At 58.8% G+C, this 15,588-nt stretch carries 20 protein-coding genes; 13 read left to right on the forward strand and 7 right to left on the reverse strand.

Annotated features, from left to right (window positions below; all coding sequences use genetic code 11):
- Positions 1-107 precede the first annotated feature (107 nt).
- Positions 108-512, reverse strand: a complete 405-nt coding sequence (locus DES53_RS27210) for a 2'-5' RNA ligase family protein (RefSeq protein WP_170157454.1) — start codon at positions 510-512, stop codon at positions 108-110.
- A 172-nt stretch (positions 513-684) separates the two neighbouring features.
- Between DES53_RS27210 and hisF the strand changes: the two genes are divergently transcribed.
- From hisF to DES53_RS27265, 11 genes are all read left to right on the forward strand, one after another.
- A complete protein-coding gene (gene hisF, locus DES53_RS27215; RefSeq protein ID WP_113961498.1) occupies positions 685-1,458 on the forward strand; it encodes an imidazole glycerol phosphate synthase subunit HisF in 774 nt (257 codons plus the stop codon).
- Between the two features lie 84 nt (positions 1,459-1,542).
- Complete coding sequence (locus DES53_RS27220; RefSeq protein WP_147263649.1) at positions 1,543-1,986, forward strand: hypothetical protein; 444 nt, start codon at positions 1,543-1,545, stop codon at positions 1,984-1,986.
- Positions 1,987-2,118: 132 nt separating this feature from the next.
- The gene (locus DES53_RS27225) at positions 2,119-2,571 is read left to right on the forward strand and encodes a hypothetical protein (RefSeq protein ID WP_147263650.1); all 453 of its coding nucleotides are present in this window, start codon (positions 2,119-2,121) and stop codon (positions 2,569-2,571) included.
- A 36-nt stretch (positions 2,572-2,607) separates the two neighbouring features.
- Positions 2,608-2,862, forward strand: a complete 255-nt coding sequence (locus tag DES53_RS27230) for a hypothetical protein (RefSeq protein ID WP_147263651.1) — start codon at positions 2,608-2,610, stop codon at positions 2,860-2,862.
- A gap of 74 nt (positions 2,863-2,936) precedes the next feature.
- Positions 2,937-3,389, forward strand: a complete 453-nt coding sequence (locus tag DES53_RS27235; protein WP_113961502.1) for a GatB/YqeY domain-containing protein — start codon at positions 2,937-2,939, stop codon at positions 3,387-3,389.
- A 27-nt stretch (positions 3,390-3,416) separates the two neighbouring features.
- A complete protein-coding gene (locus tag DES53_RS27240; protein ID WP_113961503.1) occupies positions 3,417-4,439 on the forward strand; it encodes an aromatic ring-hydroxylating dioxygenase subunit alpha in 1,023 nt (340 codons plus the stop codon).
- On the forward strand, positions 4,405-5,013 hold the full coding sequence (locus DES53_RS27245; protein ID WP_147263652.1) for a hypothetical protein: 609 nt from the start codon (positions 4,405-4,407) through the stop codon (positions 5,011-5,013). Before DES53_RS27240 ends, DES53_RS27245 begins: the two co-directional genes overlap by 35 nt.
- A complete protein-coding gene (locus tag DES53_RS27250; RefSeq protein WP_113961505.1) occupies positions 5,010-5,780 on the forward strand; it encodes a hypothetical protein in 771 nt (256 codons plus the stop codon). Before DES53_RS27245 ends, DES53_RS27250 begins: the two co-directional genes overlap by 4 nt.
- 27 nt (positions 5,781-5,807) lie before the next feature.
- Positions 5,808-7,280 (forward strand): GH3 auxin-responsive promoter family protein, encoded by a 1,473-nt coding sequence (locus DES53_RS27255; RefSeq protein WP_113961506.1) that lies wholly within the window; start codon positions 5,808-5,810, stop codon positions 7,278-7,280.
- A gap of 30 nt (positions 7,281-7,310) precedes the next feature.
- The gene (locus tag DES53_RS27260; RefSeq protein ID WP_113961507.1) at positions 7,311-8,408 is read left to right on the forward strand and encodes a hypothetical protein; all 1,098 of its coding nucleotides are present in this window, start codon (positions 7,311-7,313) and stop codon (positions 8,406-8,408) included.
- 209 nt (positions 8,409-8,617) lie between these two features.
- The gene (locus DES53_RS27265) at positions 8,618-8,779 is read left to right on the forward strand and encodes a DUF1328 domain-containing protein (RefSeq protein ID WP_113961638.1); all 162 of its coding nucleotides are present in this window, start codon (positions 8,618-8,620) and stop codon (positions 8,777-8,779) included.
- Between the two features lie 88 nt (positions 8,780-8,867).
- Here DES53_RS27265 and DES53_RS27270 read toward each other — a convergent pair whose 3' ends face one another.
- The 3 genes from DES53_RS27270 to DES53_RS27275 all read right to left on the reverse strand — a co-directional run bounded on the left by DES53_RS27270 (position 8,868) and on the right by DES53_RS27275 (position 10,724).
- Complete coding sequence (locus DES53_RS27270) at positions 8,868-9,389, reverse strand: helix-turn-helix domain-containing protein (RefSeq protein ID WP_113961508.1); 522 nt, start codon at positions 9,387-9,389, stop codon at positions 8,868-8,870.
- Positions 9,390-9,550: 161 nt separating this feature from the next.
- Positions 9,551-9,712 (reverse strand): entericidin A/B family lipoprotein, encoded by a 162-nt coding sequence (locus DES53_RS33255; protein WP_170157455.1) that lies wholly within the window; start codon positions 9,710-9,712, stop codon positions 9,551-9,553.
- A 196-nt stretch (positions 9,713-9,908) separates the two neighbouring features.
- Complete coding sequence (locus DES53_RS27275; RefSeq protein WP_113961509.1) at positions 9,909-10,724, reverse strand: hypothetical protein; 816 nt, start codon at positions 10,722-10,724, stop codon at positions 9,909-9,911.
- A 251-nt stretch (positions 10,725-10,975) separates the two neighbouring features.
- Between DES53_RS27275 and DES53_RS27280 the strand changes: the two genes are divergently transcribed.
- On the forward strand, positions 10,976-11,344 hold the full coding sequence (locus DES53_RS27280; RefSeq protein ID WP_245958281.1) for a DUF5069 domain-containing protein: 369 nt from the start codon (positions 10,976-10,978) through the stop codon (positions 11,342-11,344).
- A gap of 100 nt (positions 11,345-11,444) precedes the next feature.
- Here the strand turns inward: DES53_RS27280 and DES53_RS32620 are convergent, their stop codons facing one another.
- The 3 genes from DES53_RS32620 to DES53_RS27295 all read right to left on the reverse strand — a co-directional run bounded on the left by DES53_RS32620 (position 11,445) and on the right by DES53_RS27295 (position 13,729).
- Positions 11,445-11,747, reverse strand: coding sequence for a hypothetical protein (locus DES53_RS32620; RefSeq protein WP_147263653.1), 303 nt, complete (start codon positions 11,745-11,747; stop codon positions 11,445-11,447).
- 14 nt (positions 11,748-11,761) lie between these two features.
- Positions 11,762-12,028, reverse strand: coding sequence for a hypothetical protein (locus DES53_RS27290; protein ID WP_170157456.1), 267 nt, complete (start codon positions 12,026-12,028; stop codon positions 11,762-11,764).
- 309 nt (positions 12,029-12,337) lie between these two features.
- A complete protein-coding gene (locus tag DES53_RS27295; protein ID WP_245958282.1) occupies positions 12,338-13,729 on the reverse strand; it encodes a DUF1501 domain-containing protein in 1,392 nt (463 codons plus the stop codon).
- 223 nt (positions 13,730-13,952) lie between these two features.
- On the opposite strand from DES53_RS27295, the gene DES53_RS27300 reads away from it, so the two are divergent.
- Positions 13,953-15,578: a right-handed parallel beta-helix repeat-containing protein gene (locus tag DES53_RS27300; protein WP_113961514.1), complete on the forward strand. Its 1,626-nt coding sequence runs from the start codon at positions 13,953-13,955 to the stop codon at positions 15,576-15,578.
- Positions 15,579-15,588: the final 10 nt, after the last annotated feature.

Below are 15,588 nucleotides of genomic sequence, written 5' to 3' on the forward strand. Positions count from 1 at the left end.
GCCCAACGCACCTTTGAAGGTTTGGAAGCAGCCGTCGCGCAAGCACTGGACACGTTCTCACCAGAGCACTGCGCCAACTTTCTTCGTCATGCCAATTATGCGACAAATTAAATAGAAAATGCTCTAGCCAGTGTGCAGTGAGGCACCCACTGCCCAGGGGTATAGTGCGCCCACATGCCATCTGTGGCAGTGGAGATAACCTCATGAAAGCGTGCATGCTTTTCCAGCATCAGTGAGGTGACCTTGGGCGCGAGAAACAGCACACATTCCGCACCTGGGAACAACCCATATGACGAAAAGCTGAGCTCAAAGGGTGGGACGCCCCCAGAAAAGTCATCCACGATGGCTGGGGCGGTGCTGAGTTCGAGCTGCTCACACACAGCCAGCGACACATGCGGTCGAGCCCCGCAATCGTTCATGCTGGAAAAGCCGATGCTGGAAAGTCGGTCCCACATCTCGCGGATGCGGGCAGTGCCCGGCTCATCGAAGTACATCTCTACGGCATAAGGCATGATCGGTCGCCTGGAGTGACTTGCCAAGGGGTCGTGTACGCGAGGGCGAAGCACAACCGGAAATGGCGAAATTGCCACCTGCCCTTGCCAAGCCCCCTTCCCCGCCCTACGCATCTGCCGCCTTGCGCGTCCCAGTCTCCGGAGACAAGCAGCGCACGTATCCCTTTTCTCAATGCTCACCAAACGCATCATCCCCTGCCTTGACGTTCATGACGGCCGTGTCGTGAAAGGCACCAAGTTCCTGGACCTGCGCGACGCCGGAGATCCGGTGGAATGTGCCGTGGCCTACAACAACCAGGGCGCGGATGAACTGGTCTTCCTGGACATCACGGCCACCAGCGATGAGCGCCGCACCATGGTGGATGTGGTGGAGCGCACGGCAGAGCGCTGCTTCATGCCGGTGACGGTCGGCGGTGGCATTCGTACCGTCGCGGACATGCGGAAGATGCTCCTGGCCGGTGCAGACAAGGTCAGCGTCAATACCGCAGCCATCTTCAATCCCGAAGTGGTGGATGAAGCCGCGAGCGCCTTCGGTTGCCAATGCATCGTGGTCGCCATCGATGCCAAGCGCAACGAGCGTGGCTCCTGGACGGTGTACACCCACGGTGGTCGCAAGCCTGCGATTCGTGATGGCAAGGAACTCGACGCCATCGAATGGGCTGCGGAAGTCTGTAAGCGCGGCGCGGGTGAGATTCTACTCACCAGCATGGATGCGGATGGCACCAAGGCGGGCTACGACCTCGGCCTCAATCGCACGGTAAGCGAAGCCGTGACCATTCCGGTCATCGCCAGCGGTGGTGCGGGAAACCTGGACCACATGGTAGACGTGTTGCGCGATGGCAAGGCGGACGCAGTGCTGGCCGCCAGCATCTTCCACTTCGGTGAATACACCGTGGGCGATGTGAAGCGCCACTTGCAGAAGCATGACATTCCTGTGCGGTTGTAGCTCAACACGCAGGTCAAATCTCCGGATACCCCCCTTGGGAAAGAGACGAACATGAAGCGTGCGGGACTCTTGGTGCTCGGACTCGTGTCCTTCCTCATCGGAAGCGCGATTCTCGCATGGTGCGCCTATGGGCTCTTCATGCCCAACGACCATTTTCGTTTTCGCCTCGTTGAGGTGCCAAAATTACTATTACCGGTGGCCATGATCTGGGTCGGCTGGTGGTGGATGCGTGGAGAGCGCATGCAGTCGGCAGTGACCTACGGCTCGCAAATTGAACTCACTCTGGACCTGAACGGCCCAGACTTCGGTACAGCCCTTGAACGTGAGAAGGCACTCGATTTGAAGCATCGTCTTGAGCAAGTACTGGCCGAAGGTCGGTTGGGTGAAATTGACGGTGAAGAATTTGGTGATGGTGCGTGCACCATCTTCATTTTCACGAACTCTCCTACCGAGGCTTCAAGCGCGATTCAGACCTTCTTCCACTCGGAAGGTATCGAGCGCTATTCTCTGAAGACCTCCCCTCTGTAAGGAGGTACCCTCTGCCTCTCAGAAGTCACCTCCGGGATTTCACCAGATGAAGGATACTTGCGTCTCACTGGTGATGATGGCGAATCCGCATGCCATGGCCGGTTTCGTCTGGGACCGAAATGCAAAAACAACGTGAACACCCAGCGCCCGCGCTGTGTCGTATGCGGCAGCGAGATCACCACGAAGCATCCCTTCGAGGCATCACGCGAAACACCTCACTCTCCCACGATGATTGTCGATCTCTATCAACAGGGCCGCATCAATGACGCGCAGTCCACCGCCAACCACGCTGCAGCCAAGGCGGAAGCAGTGCACGAACGACTGGCCAGCCAGGAACGCCGCATTGAGCGCCTCGCCTTGCACTGCCAGGCGATGTGGGAAATGCTTCGCGAACGAGCGCAGTTCACTGACGAAGAATTCGTGAACAAGGTGCTGGAAATCGACCTCCGCGATGGTCGTACGGATGGCAGGATGGGTGTGCAGATTTCCGACTGCCCGAACTGCAAGCAAAAGACCAATTCCCGCCGCGCCACATGCGTCATCTGTGGAGTGGAACTTCCACGGGACCATGTGTTTCAAGTTTGATGTGCCGCGCCACGCACCGGAACCGCGCCCCGACCCATGCCAGAAGATGCCCGTTCAGACCAGGCTGACGGCCACAGTCATGCAGCTGCATGGTTGTTGGGCATTTCGGGCGCCATTCTCTTCTACATCCTGAGTCCGCCGCCGCTGGCCTGGATGTTTGAGCATTTCGGATGGAACACGCCTACCTGGCCCCAGTACGTGTACGCCCCGCTCATCATCCTGTATGACCAGTTCGAGCCGGTGAAGAACTTCTACGATAGCTATTCCAAACTGCTGGGGGTCACCCTTTGAGGAACCGCATTCCCTTGTGCGACGGGGCGAGCCGTGCCAATCTCAGGTCTTCAACCTTCCTTTTCACATCGACCATGAGCATCACCGCGCAACTCACTGAGGACATCAAGACCGCCATGAAGGCCAAGGACACCGTGGCCCTCAACACCGTGCGCTCGCTCAAGTCCGCCCTGAAATATGCCGCCATTGAAAAGCACGGCGCAGACGGGGAACTCGACGATGCAGACTCCATTGTGGTCATCCGCCGGGAAATCAAAAAGCGCCAGGACTCTGTGGCCCAGTATGAGACCGCACAGCGTCCCGAGCTGGCCGAAGTGGAGAAGGCTGAAATCGCCGTGCTGGAGAAGTATCTGCCCGCCGCAATGAGCCAGGCCGAACTGGAAAAGCTGGTCACGGATGCCATTGCGGAATCCGGCGCCACCACCAAGAAGGACATGGGCAAGGTGATGAAGCTCCTGCAAGAACGGGCCGCCGGCCGCGTGGACGGCAAGACCCTGAGCACGGAGGTGAACAAGCGCTTGAGCTGAGGCTCAAGCCGCGCTTCAGGAACAGGCGTGTCACTGCGAGATTCCTGGAAAATCGCCGCCCAGTCGCGTGAACTGCGCGACAAGCCAGTGGCGCGTACCATCTTTGAAACGCCACTGGTACTCTTTCGTGATGCCTCAGGCGCGGCACAAGCGCTGGTAGATCGCTGTGCGCATCGCAATATGGCCCTTTCCGAGGGCAAGGTAAACGCCGGCTGCGTGGAGTGCCCCTACCACGGCTGGCGTTATGATGGCGACGGCCGCTGCCAGCATGTGCCCTCGCTGGGCGACAATGCCAAACCTCCGCGCGTCAATGTCCGCTCCTTCCCCGTGGTGGAGCAGCAGGGCTTCATCTGGGTATGGATGGGCGATGATCCCTCTATGGCTCCCACGCACCCTCCGTATGAGTTTGCGCATCTGGGCGATGCAGGCTGGACCACATTCGTGATGAACACCCGCTTCGAAGCCAGTGTAGAAGCCTGTTTGGAAAACTTCCTGGACTGCCCGCACACGGTGTATGTGCACAAGGGCTGGTTCCGCAGTCCCGACACCCGGGTGCTGCGTGCCCATGTCACCAGGGATGCCACCAGCGCCTCCGCGCAATTCGAAGGCGAACCCATCTCGACGAGTGTGGTGTCCAAGCTTCTGTTTCCGAAAGGAAAGGAAGTGGTGCACACCGACCGCTTCATCCTGCCAAATATCAGCCGGGTGGACTATGCCTTCACTCCGGAGCGGCATTTCATCATCACCTCCCAATGCACACCCATCAGTGAGCACGAGTCGCAGGTGTACACCGTGATGACCTATGCCTTCGGCAAGATTGGCTGGCTGGTGCGCCTGTTCTTTGAGCCGCTCTCACGCATCATCATAGGGCAGGACGTGGACGTATTGAAGCGCATGACACGGCAGCTCCGGCGCTTTGGTGGAGCGCAATTCTCCCATGTGGAGACGGATCTCCTCGGCCTGCACATCCAGGGCATGAGGAGAAAAATGGAACGCGGTGAACCCCAAGACGCAGATGCCTCCGGACGAACCATCGAGATCCGCTTTTGAAATCCTGCTGGCACACCGCGGTGTCATCGCACTGTTGGTGCTCTCTGCCACCGTGGGGCTGTTTTCCATCATACAGAACAGTGGTGCCATCGTGGGTGGACGCATCAGCCCGCCCAAGATCGCGTGGCTGAACTTCGCGCTCTTCGTATTCGTGGTGCTGCCCGTCATCATGGGCTGGTATGCCCAGGTGGATGCGGCCACGAGTCGGCTCTATCGCATGGTCTTCTGGAGTTTCCTCATCCGTGGTGTGATCGAGTTCTATATGCTCTACGTGTCGCGATCCTGGCGCTGTGGATATGGCATCTCCCATGATCTGCTCACCGCAGTGCTGGTGGTCATTTTCTGGCAGAGTGCAGGAGGGCTCACCATGCTGCTGCTGGCCACACTCCTCGTCGAGGCGCGCATGGCCAAGATCTTCCGTGCCCGCGTGGATCCTGCCACGGGTATCTACTTTGCCGACAACAGCGCTCATTTCGCCGCCGTGAATCGTTTCACCTGGTGGGTGAATGCCACGCTGTACCCCATCCTGGGGTGGCTTCTGTGGCGGAATCATGCATTGTTCATCCCAGCATGAAGCAGCTCTCCAGCGAAGTCCGTCGCGTGACCAGCCTCTCCGAGGCGGATGTCCGCGGACTCTTCGTCCTCTTCTCTGCAAGCTACGAGGCGGTGAGCCTGGAGCAATTCACCGCGGATCTTTCCGCAAAGGATGACGTGCTCCTCCTGTGCGATGCCACCGGCGCGGTGCAGGGCTTTTCCACGCAAGTCACCCATCGTTTCGAAATTGATGGCCGTGTCATCCGTGTGCTCTTCTCGGGAGACACCATCATCGCCCCGGAGTGGTGGGGCACTCAGGAGCTCGTGCGCGCCTGGTGCCGCTATGCCGGCCGGGTAAAGGCGCGCCACGCGGAGGAAGCGCTCTACTGGCTGCTGCTTTCCAAGGGACACCGTACCTATCTCTATCTTCCGCTTTTCTTCCACCACTACCATCCGCGTTCCGGCGCTGAGGACATGACCCTGCAGCGCTTCAAAGACACGGTCGCCTCGCAAATGTTTGGCGGGGACTATCACACGGACTCCGGACGCCTGGAGTTTACCTCATCAAAAGGACATCTGCGTAGTGCGCTGGCAGACGTGCCCACCGCGCGCGATCGCCGTGAGCATGTGGCATTCTTCCTTGAGCGCAATCCACGCTATGCGGAGGGTCATGAGCTGGTATGCTTCGCGGAAATCTCACCGGAGAACATGCGTGGAGCAGCACGTCGGCATCTCCAGGAGGGCATGCGCGGCGAATCCAGCGAAGCATCCACCGCCGCCCCATGGGGAAAGCCCGCGGTGTGCTGACATCCCGCTCCACGCTGATTGATTCGCATGCTCGCACATCTCGCCTGGAAGAGCCTCTGCCGGCCTGCGCATCGGCGGTTGGTTGAAGCGATGGCTCATCCTCGGAAGGCCCAGCAAAAGGTGCTCACGGGTTTACTTCACAAGAATGCCGCATCCCATTTTGGCAAAGGTCATGCCCTGCATCCGCAGATGAGCGCACGGGAGTTCCAGCAGGCCGTGCCCACCTTCACCTATGAGGATCTCCGCCCTCTCATCGAGCGCGCGGCAGACGGTGAGCCCAATGTTCTCACGACCGAATCGGTGCTGATGTTTGAAACCAGCAGTGGATCCACGAGCGCTGCGAAGCTCATCCCGTACACACGCTCGCTGCGCGCAGAGTTCCAGGCGGCCATTCGTGCATGGATGTATGACCTGTATGCCACCCACCCCGCCATGGGTCGCGGGCGGCACTACTGGAGCATCACACCGCTGCACCGCGAGAAGCGGAAGACGAACGGTGGCATCCCCATTGGATTCGATGATGATGCGGAATACCTTGGCCGCCTCGAGCAGTGGCTCTCGGCCAGGCTCTTTGCCGTACCGGCTTCCGTTGGGAAGATGCCTGACATGGACTCCTGCCTCGCGGCGACGCGTGATTATCTCCGGAAGGCACGCGATCTCCGATTCATCTCGGTGTGGAGTCCGAGCTTTCTCGATTTGTTGCTGGATGGCTTTGATGAATCTCCCACACAACTCTGGCCGGATCTCGCCGTGGTGAGTTGCTGGGGTGACGCGGCGTCACGTGCGGGATTTGCAGCTCTGCAGAAGAGACTGCCCGGAGTGAAACTTCAGGCGAAGGGCCTGCTGGCCACCGAGGGTGTGATGACGATCCCCATCGAGTCTGCCGGCGGTTGTGTGCCGTGCCTGAACTCGCACTTCTATGAATTCCTCCCGGCAAACTCCGCGGACGACGCGACTGAAGCCCTGTTGTGCGACGAACTTGAGGAAGGCAGCGAATACTCCATGGTGATGACCACTGGGGGCGGCTTCTGGCGGTATCGCATCGGCGACCGCGTTCGCTGTGTCCGCCTGGTGGGGGAAACCCCCGTACTGGAATTCATGGGCAAAGAAGATGGAGTGAGCGATCTCAAGGGCGAAAAGCTCAACCCTTACTTCGTCGGACGCTCTTTGGATGCACTGCGCCTGCACCATGACCTACGCTCCGCCTTCCTCATGGTGGCACCATCCGATGATGGATCATCCTATATCCTGATAGCCGGAGCCTCGCCCCCCTCCTGTGAGCATCTCGCATCTGAACTCGACGCTCTCCTCCAGGAGAATCCCCACTATCGCTATTGTCGCACGCTGGGACAGTTGGAACCCATACGTGTCGTACCCGTGCCCTCTGATGCAGCGGCACGCTACCTGCAACGCTGCGTGGCACTCGGCCAGCGTGCAGGAGATGTGAAGCCCGCCTCACTCCGACGTGAAGGCGGATGGGAGGCATGGATGACCAGCTGAGATCTCATGCGCTCGTAACGCACCCCTTCGATGTCGCTGCGTTTCCGCCTCGCCACTGCTGAAGACGACGCTGCTCTACGTCGCGCCTTCGCCGCTACACCCATGGCGGGTGGCGTGCGTCTGGCTTTTGAGCGTGAGCCATCGTTCTTCGACGCCTTGCGTGTGCAGGGGGATGCAGTGCAGGTCATCGTCTGCGAGGATACCGCCACCCGCGAGATTGCCGGCATCGGCACGAGGTGTCTTGCCAGAACCTTCGTGAATGGCACGGCGCAGCACGCAGGCTATCTCAGTGACCTGCGTATCCTGCCCCGATGGCGCAAAGGCACCGTGCTGGCTCGCGGATGGAAATTCCTTCGCGAGCTCGATGCTGATGACGCCACAGCCCTCTATCACACCGCCATTTTTGCCGGGAACGCAGACGCGAAGGCGGCCCTCTCCCAGGCGCGCGCCGGAGTGCCGCAGTATCATCCCCTGGGTGCGTTCGTCACTGCTGGGGTTCATCCATCACGCGCAAAAATATGTGTTCCTTCACCGCTTCGTATCACGCGCGGCACACCGGCCGCTCTTCCACGCATCGTTGAATTCTTGAATGCACACAATGCCTCACGCCAGTTCGCCCCCGTGCATCGGCCCGAGGATTTCGCGGTTGGAGGGCGATGGCGTGATTTTCAGACCGAAGACTTTTTTCTCGTGCAGGAGGGATCACACATTCTTGGAACAGCCGGTGTGTGGAACCAGAGCGGATTCAAGCAGACACGTGTTCTTGGCTATGCGGGCAGATGGCGATTGCTCTACCACCTCTCGCGTTTGTCTCACCGGGTCCTGCCCATTCCTCGTCTTCCCACGCCGGGAACATTGTTTCAATTCGGCTATGCCAGCTTTCTGGCGGTGCCCTCAGCCCATCCCGAGGTCTTCCGTCTCCTGATGCAAGCCCTTCGGGAGGAAGCATCCAAGCGAGGCTGGATGCACCTGCTGCTGTCGCTGCACGAGCTGGATCCCTTGTATCCCCTGCTGAAGGAAACGCCTCACACGCCTTTCCACGGTGAGCTCTTCTGGTTGAATCCTCGCGGCATGGGGACCGCGCCATCCTCCGCCCAGGTTCCACACATTGAGGCAAGCCTGTTGTAGCTGCGACACAGCAGCAGCAGCGCCTGCCTACATTCTGCACGATCACTACGTTCATCGAGGCATACTGCACGGCGATCTGCTGGGTGGCGGCCGGTCAGCCTATGAAGGATGGGCCTCACATCGAGCATGCTACGGGCAAAGAATCGCCATGGCACATCCAATGCACCTCCAGCGATCCTACGGGAATCTCAGAACCTTCCCCATCCACCATGCTCTCCTACACCATCACATTCCTCATCGTCGCATTGATTGCCGCGGCTCTTGGCTTCACCGGCATCGCAGGGACTGCCGCGGGCATTGCGAAGATTTGCTTCTTCCTCTTCCTGATCCTGTTCCTCGTTTCGCTGTTCACAGGCCGGAGGGCAGCCTGACTCCCTTGCGCCAACGCCCGGTCCCGTGGGACTCGCAAGTCTCACGGGACCGCTTTGAAGAGGCCCTTCAAGCTGCGCCTCACCCAACCTACTGGGCAATGCGATAGCGCTTGCGCTTGCGGTACAAGGTCGCGGCGTCGATGCCGAGCACCTCCGCGGCCTCCGCCAGGGATTGAGTGCTCTCCACGATGCGGCGGATGTGCTCCTGCTCCAGGGACTTGATGCTGATGCGGGCACCCGGCACCACCTGTTCGCCATTCATCCCGGGGGAATCATGGCCGTTGTGTTCGGGTTGCCCCAGATCTTCACTCATGGAGATGAGGTTGCCCATGAATTCATCGACCGGCGTATCGTCTTCGCAGGTTGCAAATGGCACAACCCTCAGGTCGGGGCGCGTGTGCGCCACCTCCTTCAGGACATTGCGGGTGGATTCAGGGACGTCATTGTTGGCGGGTACATGCCAGAGGGCCAGGTCATACGGCTCGTGCAACGCGGTGGACAGGGCTTCATGACTGCCTGCCACAATGGTGGCGCGGTGTCCGGCCGCCTGCGCCGCTTGCGAAGCCGCATGGTGACTTCTGGCATCATCATCGATGATGAGAATGTTCATGAGGTTTTCCTCCGCCGCATATCAGGGATGCGGCAATTGATGTTGTGTTCCCCTTTTGGTTCAGTGTTTTCACAACGCCACCGGCACGAGCCTCAGGGGGTTGATGAGGAGCGTGCCGTGGGCAGCATGCCAGGCATTGCGGGATACCTGCACGGCAGGTTTCAATAGTGCGTGTTTTGATCCGCCTTCTGCTCGATCTTCGAGCCCAGCTTTTCCACGTCACTGCCGAAGCCCTTGACCGTCTTGCAACTGCTCAGCGCGCCGCTCATGGCCACAGCAACAGATGCAAGGAGTGCAAATTGAAGAAGAGTTTTCGCTTTCATGTCAGGTGATATTGGTTTGGACACCCCTGTAAAGCGCATGACTCCTGCCAATTGGGTTGCATTTCGCACAATTCACTGGTTGTGAGCCAGTTGTGCACCCAGCGAATCAAGGCAAAGGCGCACAATCCAATGCAAAATGCATCGGGATCACCCCTGTCATTCAGGCGTTCTGCACGAGATGATGCACGGCACCGTGCTACACGCGGATCATGTCCTTCACCACTTGGAACCAAAGGTAGAAACACCCGCGCCAGGAGTAGCGGAAGTGATCGGCCCCTTCACGAATGATGACACCCGCAGTGAGGTTGTGATTGATCTGCTCGCTCAGGTCGGTTTCCAGCGTGGTGTGCAGTGTGTCAGGATCCTGCGTGGCGATTGCCTCGGGCTTCACGCCATGCTTCTCCAGGAAGCTGTCATGAGCCACCAGCATTTCGTCAAAGGTCTCAGCGCTGTCGCAACGCTGCAGCCTCTGCTGCGGTGCGAGTTTCATGGTAAAGCTAAAAGGATAGTTCGTAGTCACGAAGGTCATGCCCTCCTTCGTGCGCGAGGTGAGGCTCGCATGGGAAAAGACAAAGCCCTCCTGTTGAGCCACGCTCACCGTCGCCTGCAGCTTCTTGGCGCTGTGGTAGAAGATACGAACAAAATGATCCGTGGCCTCCCACTTCCATCCGGCATCATCCGCCTTATCGAAGCCGGACTCCTCCACCTCCGTGGTGATGAGATCCAAATCCGGGAAGATTTCCCGTGAGGGAGGGAAGCGATGACGAACCTCGCTGTGAAGGGGAAAACGCAGTTTCCGCACACGACCCACAATCTCCACCCAAGGAAAGAGCACCCAGAGAGAGAGCGCAAATCCACCCCAAAGGTGGCTGTTCCCTGCCAGGAAATACCCACCCAAATAGGTGGAAACAAGCACAGCCAGCCAGCCCAGTTTGGCGAGCCAGCGATTGTTGAACGTGCGGCACGCGTACGCGAACACCAGCAGTCCGATGATAATCAGCACTTTTGACATGGACGTATGGGGACTTTTTGAATCGGACAGACAACCAATGCACGAAATATGCAAATTGCAAACCCTCATCGGGCGGGCACTGGCGTATGACCTCAATGATCATGCGTTTGTCCCCGCCCCCTTGGACGCGTTCACTACGCATGGAAAGTTGAATCTGTTCCTCATCTATGAACTTCTCCGCACCCGATCTTTCACAGCATCCACCTCGCAGCGTTCGCATCCGCTTGGGTGGGTATGTCATCCTCCCACGCATGCTCGACAAATGTCGTGCTGAGATCAAAGGCACCCAAGGTCCCTATCACTATGCCTGTCCCATCGACCAGCGCTTCCTCCAGTTCACCGGCGTTGATGCCGAGGCGTTGAAAGCTGAAGTCTCCAAGGGCCTGGGCGATGGTGAACTCCTGGCGTGGATTCAGAAGAATGGAAAAACTCCACGCTCCGATTGGGAGATCCATCACTGGAGCGCGCATCAAGAAGCCACCGCTCCTGGAGCCTTCGAATCGCGCGAGTTTGTGAACGAGCAAATCAAGTCCGCGGGGCTCGACAAGCGCAGCGATCTGGCAACCTGGTTTGACTGGCTGGATGCAGATGACTTCGTGAGCTACGGCGGCAAGGCATAACGAAGCCCTTCTCATCTGCTTCGAACAACAAATCCGTGCAGCACTTCAGCGCTGCACGGATTTTGCATATTCACCAGCGGTGATTCGGATGGCAAAGGGATCAATGATGGCCCGGGCAGTACCAGTGGGCGTGGCCATCGCACCAGACGTGACCGTGATGATGGCAGTGCTGGCCGCAGAATCGCGTGCCGCAGATGTGGTCACCGCCGCCACCATGGCCACGACCACGACCACGGCGACCCATGGGGTCCGGCGTTGTGTTGGATGGCGTGCTGGAGGCAATGCCTGTGGTCTTGTCCTGCTGCTGTGCTGTGATGGGCTCTGACGGCAGCGACACTGCCGCCCACATGGTGCCGCCTGCGGTGAGCAGCAGTGCGGCGGAGATGACGAATAGTTTTTTCATGGGATGGTGCTTCGTTAAAGGCGTGGAACCGACAACTGTGTCGCCGCCAAATGGCGCTTACCTGCGGATGAACACATATCCGATGCCGGGGATGTAGACCTGCACGCCACCATGACTGTGATGATGATGGCCATGACCGTGACCGTTGTGTCCGCCATAATGATGACCGTGTCCGCTACCTCCATGTCCGCCATGGCCACCATGACCATGACCTCCGTGATTGTGGCCTCCATGGTTGTGACCATGTCCTCCGTGGTTGTGACCTCCATGATTGTGGCCATGACCATGACCGTGATCGAGAGCGGACGCTGTGGTCGGTACAAATGTCAGAGCTGCGGCTGCGACAAGGGATGTGAACAGAAATTTCATTGGGGTTTGGGATGTTTTCCTTGGCTGCACTCTTGTGATAACTGCAGCCACATCCTTCGACGGAGCCCCCTTTTCCTTATTCATGCAGGCGCCATTATTTTTTTGGAAGCACGCATAGCGCCCCATCCCACGCGCGCGCGAATGGAGAGGGTGGAGCAACGCACGCAGCAGGGTTCCGAATCAGCAACAAAGCCCCCGTTCACCGCACACTTGTGCAGTCATCAGGCCAGCATCCCGCGCACCACATTGCCCGGTTGACCGGCCAGGATGGTCTCATTCCGTGAGCCGCGCTTGTAGGCCAGTTTCTCCGCATTGAGTCCCATCAAATGCAACACGGTGGTGAGATAGTCATGATGATACACCACATCCGTCTGCGCAAAGAGGCCAAAGTCATCCGTGCTACCATGCACGTGGCCACGCTTCACACCGCCACCAGCCATCCAGATGCTGAAGCCATCCGTGTTATGATCGCGACCAGGCTTGCCCTTGCCGCGCCCTTGAATCACTGGCAGGCGTCCCATTTCCCCACCCCAATACACCAGGGTGCTGTCCAGCATGCCGCGTGACTTCAGATCGGTAACGAGGGCCGCGCTGGGCTGGTCCGCCGCGGCACACTTCCTCTGCAATGCTTCGAAGATGTTCTCATGCATGTCCCAGGAGTAGTCCCAGATCTGCACAAATCTCACACCTCGCTCCACCAGCCGTCGCGCAATGACGCATGCTTCGCCGAGGCGGCGCGTGCGATCATTGTCCAGACCGTACAGCGCACGCGTGGCCGCGGTTTCCTTCTTCAAGTCAAACACCTCGCGCGCGGCGATCTGCATGCGGGCGGCCAGTTCGTAGCTCGCCATGCGAGCCTGCAGGTCATGCTCACCGGGGAATTGTTCAAGATGCCGGCGGTTCAGCGATTCCAAAAGGTTGAGCTGCAGATCCTGCGGTGCGCCCTTCAGGTACGCGGGCGGATCCAGGTTCATGATGCGCGGCTCCTGCTCGCGTACGTGTGTTCCCTGGAACATTGATGGCAGCAGCCCGCTCGCCCAGAAAGGTGAGCCCGGAGGATTCTTCCCCACCACCAGAGCCACGAAGGCCGGCAGGTTCTGATTCTCACTGCCGAGACCATAGGTGAGCCAGCTGCCCAGTGCAGGGCGACCGTTGAGGCCGCTGCCGGTATCCATGGCACGCATGCCAGCCACATGGTTGCGGATGCCCTTGAGATTCATCGAGCGCACCATGCAAATGTCATCCGCAATGGCCGCCGTGTGCGGCACAAGCTCGCTCAGCTCCATTCCGCACTCACCGTGCTTCTTGAATTCAAAGGGACTCGCCATCACCTCACGTGAAGCGCCGCCGGCGTTGTCAAATTTGATCTCCCCTCCGGGGAAGAGTTTGCCGTCATACTTCTTCAGCAGCGGCTTCGGGTCGAACATGTCGATGTGGCTCGGACCGCCTCCCATGAAAAGCGAGATCATCGCCTTCGCCCTGGGGGCGTGATGAGGAGCCTTGGGCAGATTGTCATACACCGCGCGCTCCAGCAGGGGCTTCTCAGGATTCACCGCCGCGAGCACACCGTCATCCTTCAGCAAGCTCATGAACCCCAGCGCGCCGAGGTTCATGGCGCTGCTGCTCAAAAAGTGACGTCGGGAAAAACAATCTGACATGACCCGCACATTACGCCGGTTGTCAGGGTGTTCTGTCTCCTGCTGAACAAGAGTGGTCCTGTAAAGTACGCGGCATGAAATGGAACATGACCGAATCGCGTATTTTTGTGCCGTCTGAAGCGTGACAATCCATCTGTGGCACCGGCGGCTCCCCCCTCTTCCTCACGGCTGATTGTTCATGCACAAACCTTCCTCACTCCTTCCCATTGCCCTGCTTGCCATTGTCTTGGCAGCAGGCAGCCTCGCCGCTTCGGATACTGGACCCGCGAAGACTCCGATTCCCGCCAACCCACGGGTTAATGTGAAGGACTTCGGCGCGAAGGGAGATTGCCGCCGCGTGACGGACGGCACCGTGACTCGAGGGTCGAAGGTCTTCCTCTCCGCGACTGCCAACTTCACCAAGGAGGACATCGGCCAGCCCATCTACGTACTGGAAGCATCCTCGCAGACCGTCAAAGATCTGGGTGAAGTCTTCGGATCGCCGCTGACCAGCAAGATTGTCTCTATAGTTGATTCCAGTACAGTCATCCTCGCGGACGAAGCGAAGCAGAATGTTTCCAACGCCAAGACATGCTTCGGCACGGACGATTCCCAGGCGATTCAGAAGGCCATCGATTCACTCACGGAAACCGGAGGCACAGTGTATTTCCCGCCCGGCCTCTATCGGGTCACTTATCAAGGCGGGCCGGGCCTCAATGTGGCGGCGTCAAACATCCGCCTATGCGGCTCTGGAACCGCCAGCGCCATCTTCAACTCCTCCGTGCTGTTCAAGGCGAAGATGAAAGACGGTAAAATCATCACGGAACAGGGTGGTGTGCCCGCACTTTACGTGGGAAACCCCAAAAAGGAGGTGAAGAACGTGGAGGTGGATCACCTGTGGCTGGGCGACAACGGTCAAAACTATGACTACCGCGAGTGGGGCGCTCATGGCTGGGGAGTGCTGGGATGCACCGGGAAGATTGATGATGTCCACTTCCATGACCTCACCATCGAGACTGCCTTCCTCTGTGGTGTGAACATGGACTCCGTGACCGATGGATTCTCCATCCACCACGTGACTGTGCTCAGTTCGGGCGAGCATGGCATGTACATTGCCGGCACTGGCTCCAACGGCGACGTGCGTGACAATCGCATCCTCGGCACGACACGTGCCATGCGGCAGGGCATCGCGGTGAAAAAGAAGCGCCACCTGCGCATAACCCACAACGAGATCGCCAATGTCGATTTCCAAGGCATCTGCATCGTCGGTGACATCGAGGATCACAAGTCACACGATGTGGTGATCTCGGAGAACTGGCTCCATGATCTCTCCACGTGGCACACCGAGGGCATTGTTGTTTCGAACGCTGAGGACGTAGTGATTCAATCCAACGTGATCGAAGACACAAGTTGGATAGGCATCAGCCTGCGCACCACGAACACCTCAGTCTCCAAAGTCACCATCAAAGACAACCGCATCACACGTGCCGGACAGATGAATCCCTGCTTTGCCATCGCCGTGCAATACCTGCCCCCGGCTGCTGCCAAACCCGAAGATCCGTGGCCGGGTGGAATCCGCGACCTCGTGGTGGAGGACAACCACATCTCCGATTGCCCCAGTGGCATTTCCTTCTCCAATGTCGGTGGAAGGAACATTATACGAGGCAACCGCGTCGAACGCGAGCACGACATCGCCTCCGGCGTCTCTTACAAAGTTGGGGCCCTTCCTGGCGCTACCGTCGAGATGAACGGGAACACAAGCACGAACTACAAGCAATCCGCCATCTCTCCGGCGGTGACGAGTCGTGACAATTCGCTGAAATAAGAAAGGACTT

This window comes from Roseimicrobium gellanilyticum (assembly GCF_003315205.1).
Lineage (GTDB): Bacteria > Verrucomicrobiota > Verrucomicrobiia > Verrucomicrobiales > Verrucomicrobiaceae > Roseimicrobium > Roseimicrobium gellanilyticum.

What these genes read in the sequence shown, in the direction of transcription:
- DES53_RS32620 (WP_147263653.1), bottom strand. Translation starts at nt 11,747, where the DNA reads ATGAAAAAACTATTCGTCATCTCCGCCGCACTGCTGCTCACCGCAGGC.
- DES53_RS27275 (WP_113961509.1), bottom strand. Translation starts at nt 10,724, where the DNA reads ATGTCAAAAGTGCTGATTATCATCGGACTGCTGGTGTTCGCGTACGCG.
- hisF (WP_113961498.1), top strand. Translation starts at nt 685, where the DNA reads ATGCTCACCAAACGCATCATCCCCTGCCTTGACGTTCATGACGGCCGT.
- DES53_RS27260 (WP_113961507.1), top strand. Translation starts at nt 7,311, where the DNA reads ATGTCGCTGCGTTTCCGCCTCGCCACTGCTGAAGACGACGCTGCTCTA.
- DES53_RS27290 (WP_170157456.1), bottom strand. Translation starts at nt 12,028, where the DNA reads ATGGCCACAATCATGGAGGTCACAACCACGGAGGACATGGTCACAACC.
- DES53_RS27210 (WP_170157454.1), bottom strand. Translation starts at nt 512, where the DNA reads ATGCCTTATGCCGTAGAGATGTACTTCGATGAGCCGGGCACTGCCCGC.
- DES53_RS27265 (WP_113961638.1), top strand. Translation starts at nt 8,618, where the DNA reads ATGCTCTCCTACACCATCACATTCCTCATCGTCGCATTGATTGCCGCG.
- DES53_RS27255 (WP_113961506.1), top strand. Translation starts at nt 5,808, where the DNA reads ATGCTCGCACATCTCGCCTGGAAGAGCCTCTGCCGGCCTGCGCATCGG.
- DES53_RS33255 (WP_170157455.1), bottom strand. Translation starts at nt 9,712, where the DNA reads ATGAAAGCGAAAACTCTTCTTCAATTTGCACTCCTTGCATCTGTTGCT.
- DES53_RS27235 (WP_113961502.1), top strand. Translation starts at nt 2,937, where the DNA reads ATGAGCATCACCGCGCAACTCACTGAGGACATCAAGACCGCCATGAAG.
- DES53_RS27280 (WP_245958281.1), top strand. Translation starts at nt 10,976, where the DNA reads ATGCTCGACAAATGTCGTGCTGAGATCAAAGGCACCCAAGGTCCCTAT.
- DES53_RS27245 (WP_147263652.1), top strand. Translation starts at nt 4,405, where the DNA reads ATGCCTCCGGACGAACCATCGAGATCCGCTTTTGAAATCCTGCTGGCA.
- DES53_RS27230 (WP_147263651.1), top strand. Translation starts at nt 2,608, where the DNA reads ATGCCAGAAGATGCCCGTTCAGACCAGGCTGACGGCCACAGTCATGCA.
- DES53_RS27270 (WP_113961508.1), bottom strand. Translation starts at nt 9,389, where the DNA reads ATGAACATTCTCATCATCGATGATGATGCCAGAAGTCACCATGCGGCT.
- DES53_RS27300 (WP_113961514.1), top strand. Translation starts at nt 13,953, where the DNA reads ATGCACAAACCTTCCTCACTCCTTCCCATTGCCCTGCTTGCCATTGTC.
- DES53_RS27250 (WP_113961505.1), top strand. Translation starts at nt 5,010, where the DNA reads ATGAAGCAGCTCTCCAGCGAAGTCCGTCGCGTGACCAGCCTCTCCGAG.
- DES53_RS27295 (WP_245958282.1), bottom strand. Translation starts at nt 13,729, where the DNA reads ATGAACCTCGGCGCGCTGGGGTTCATGAGCTTGCTGAAGGATGACGGT.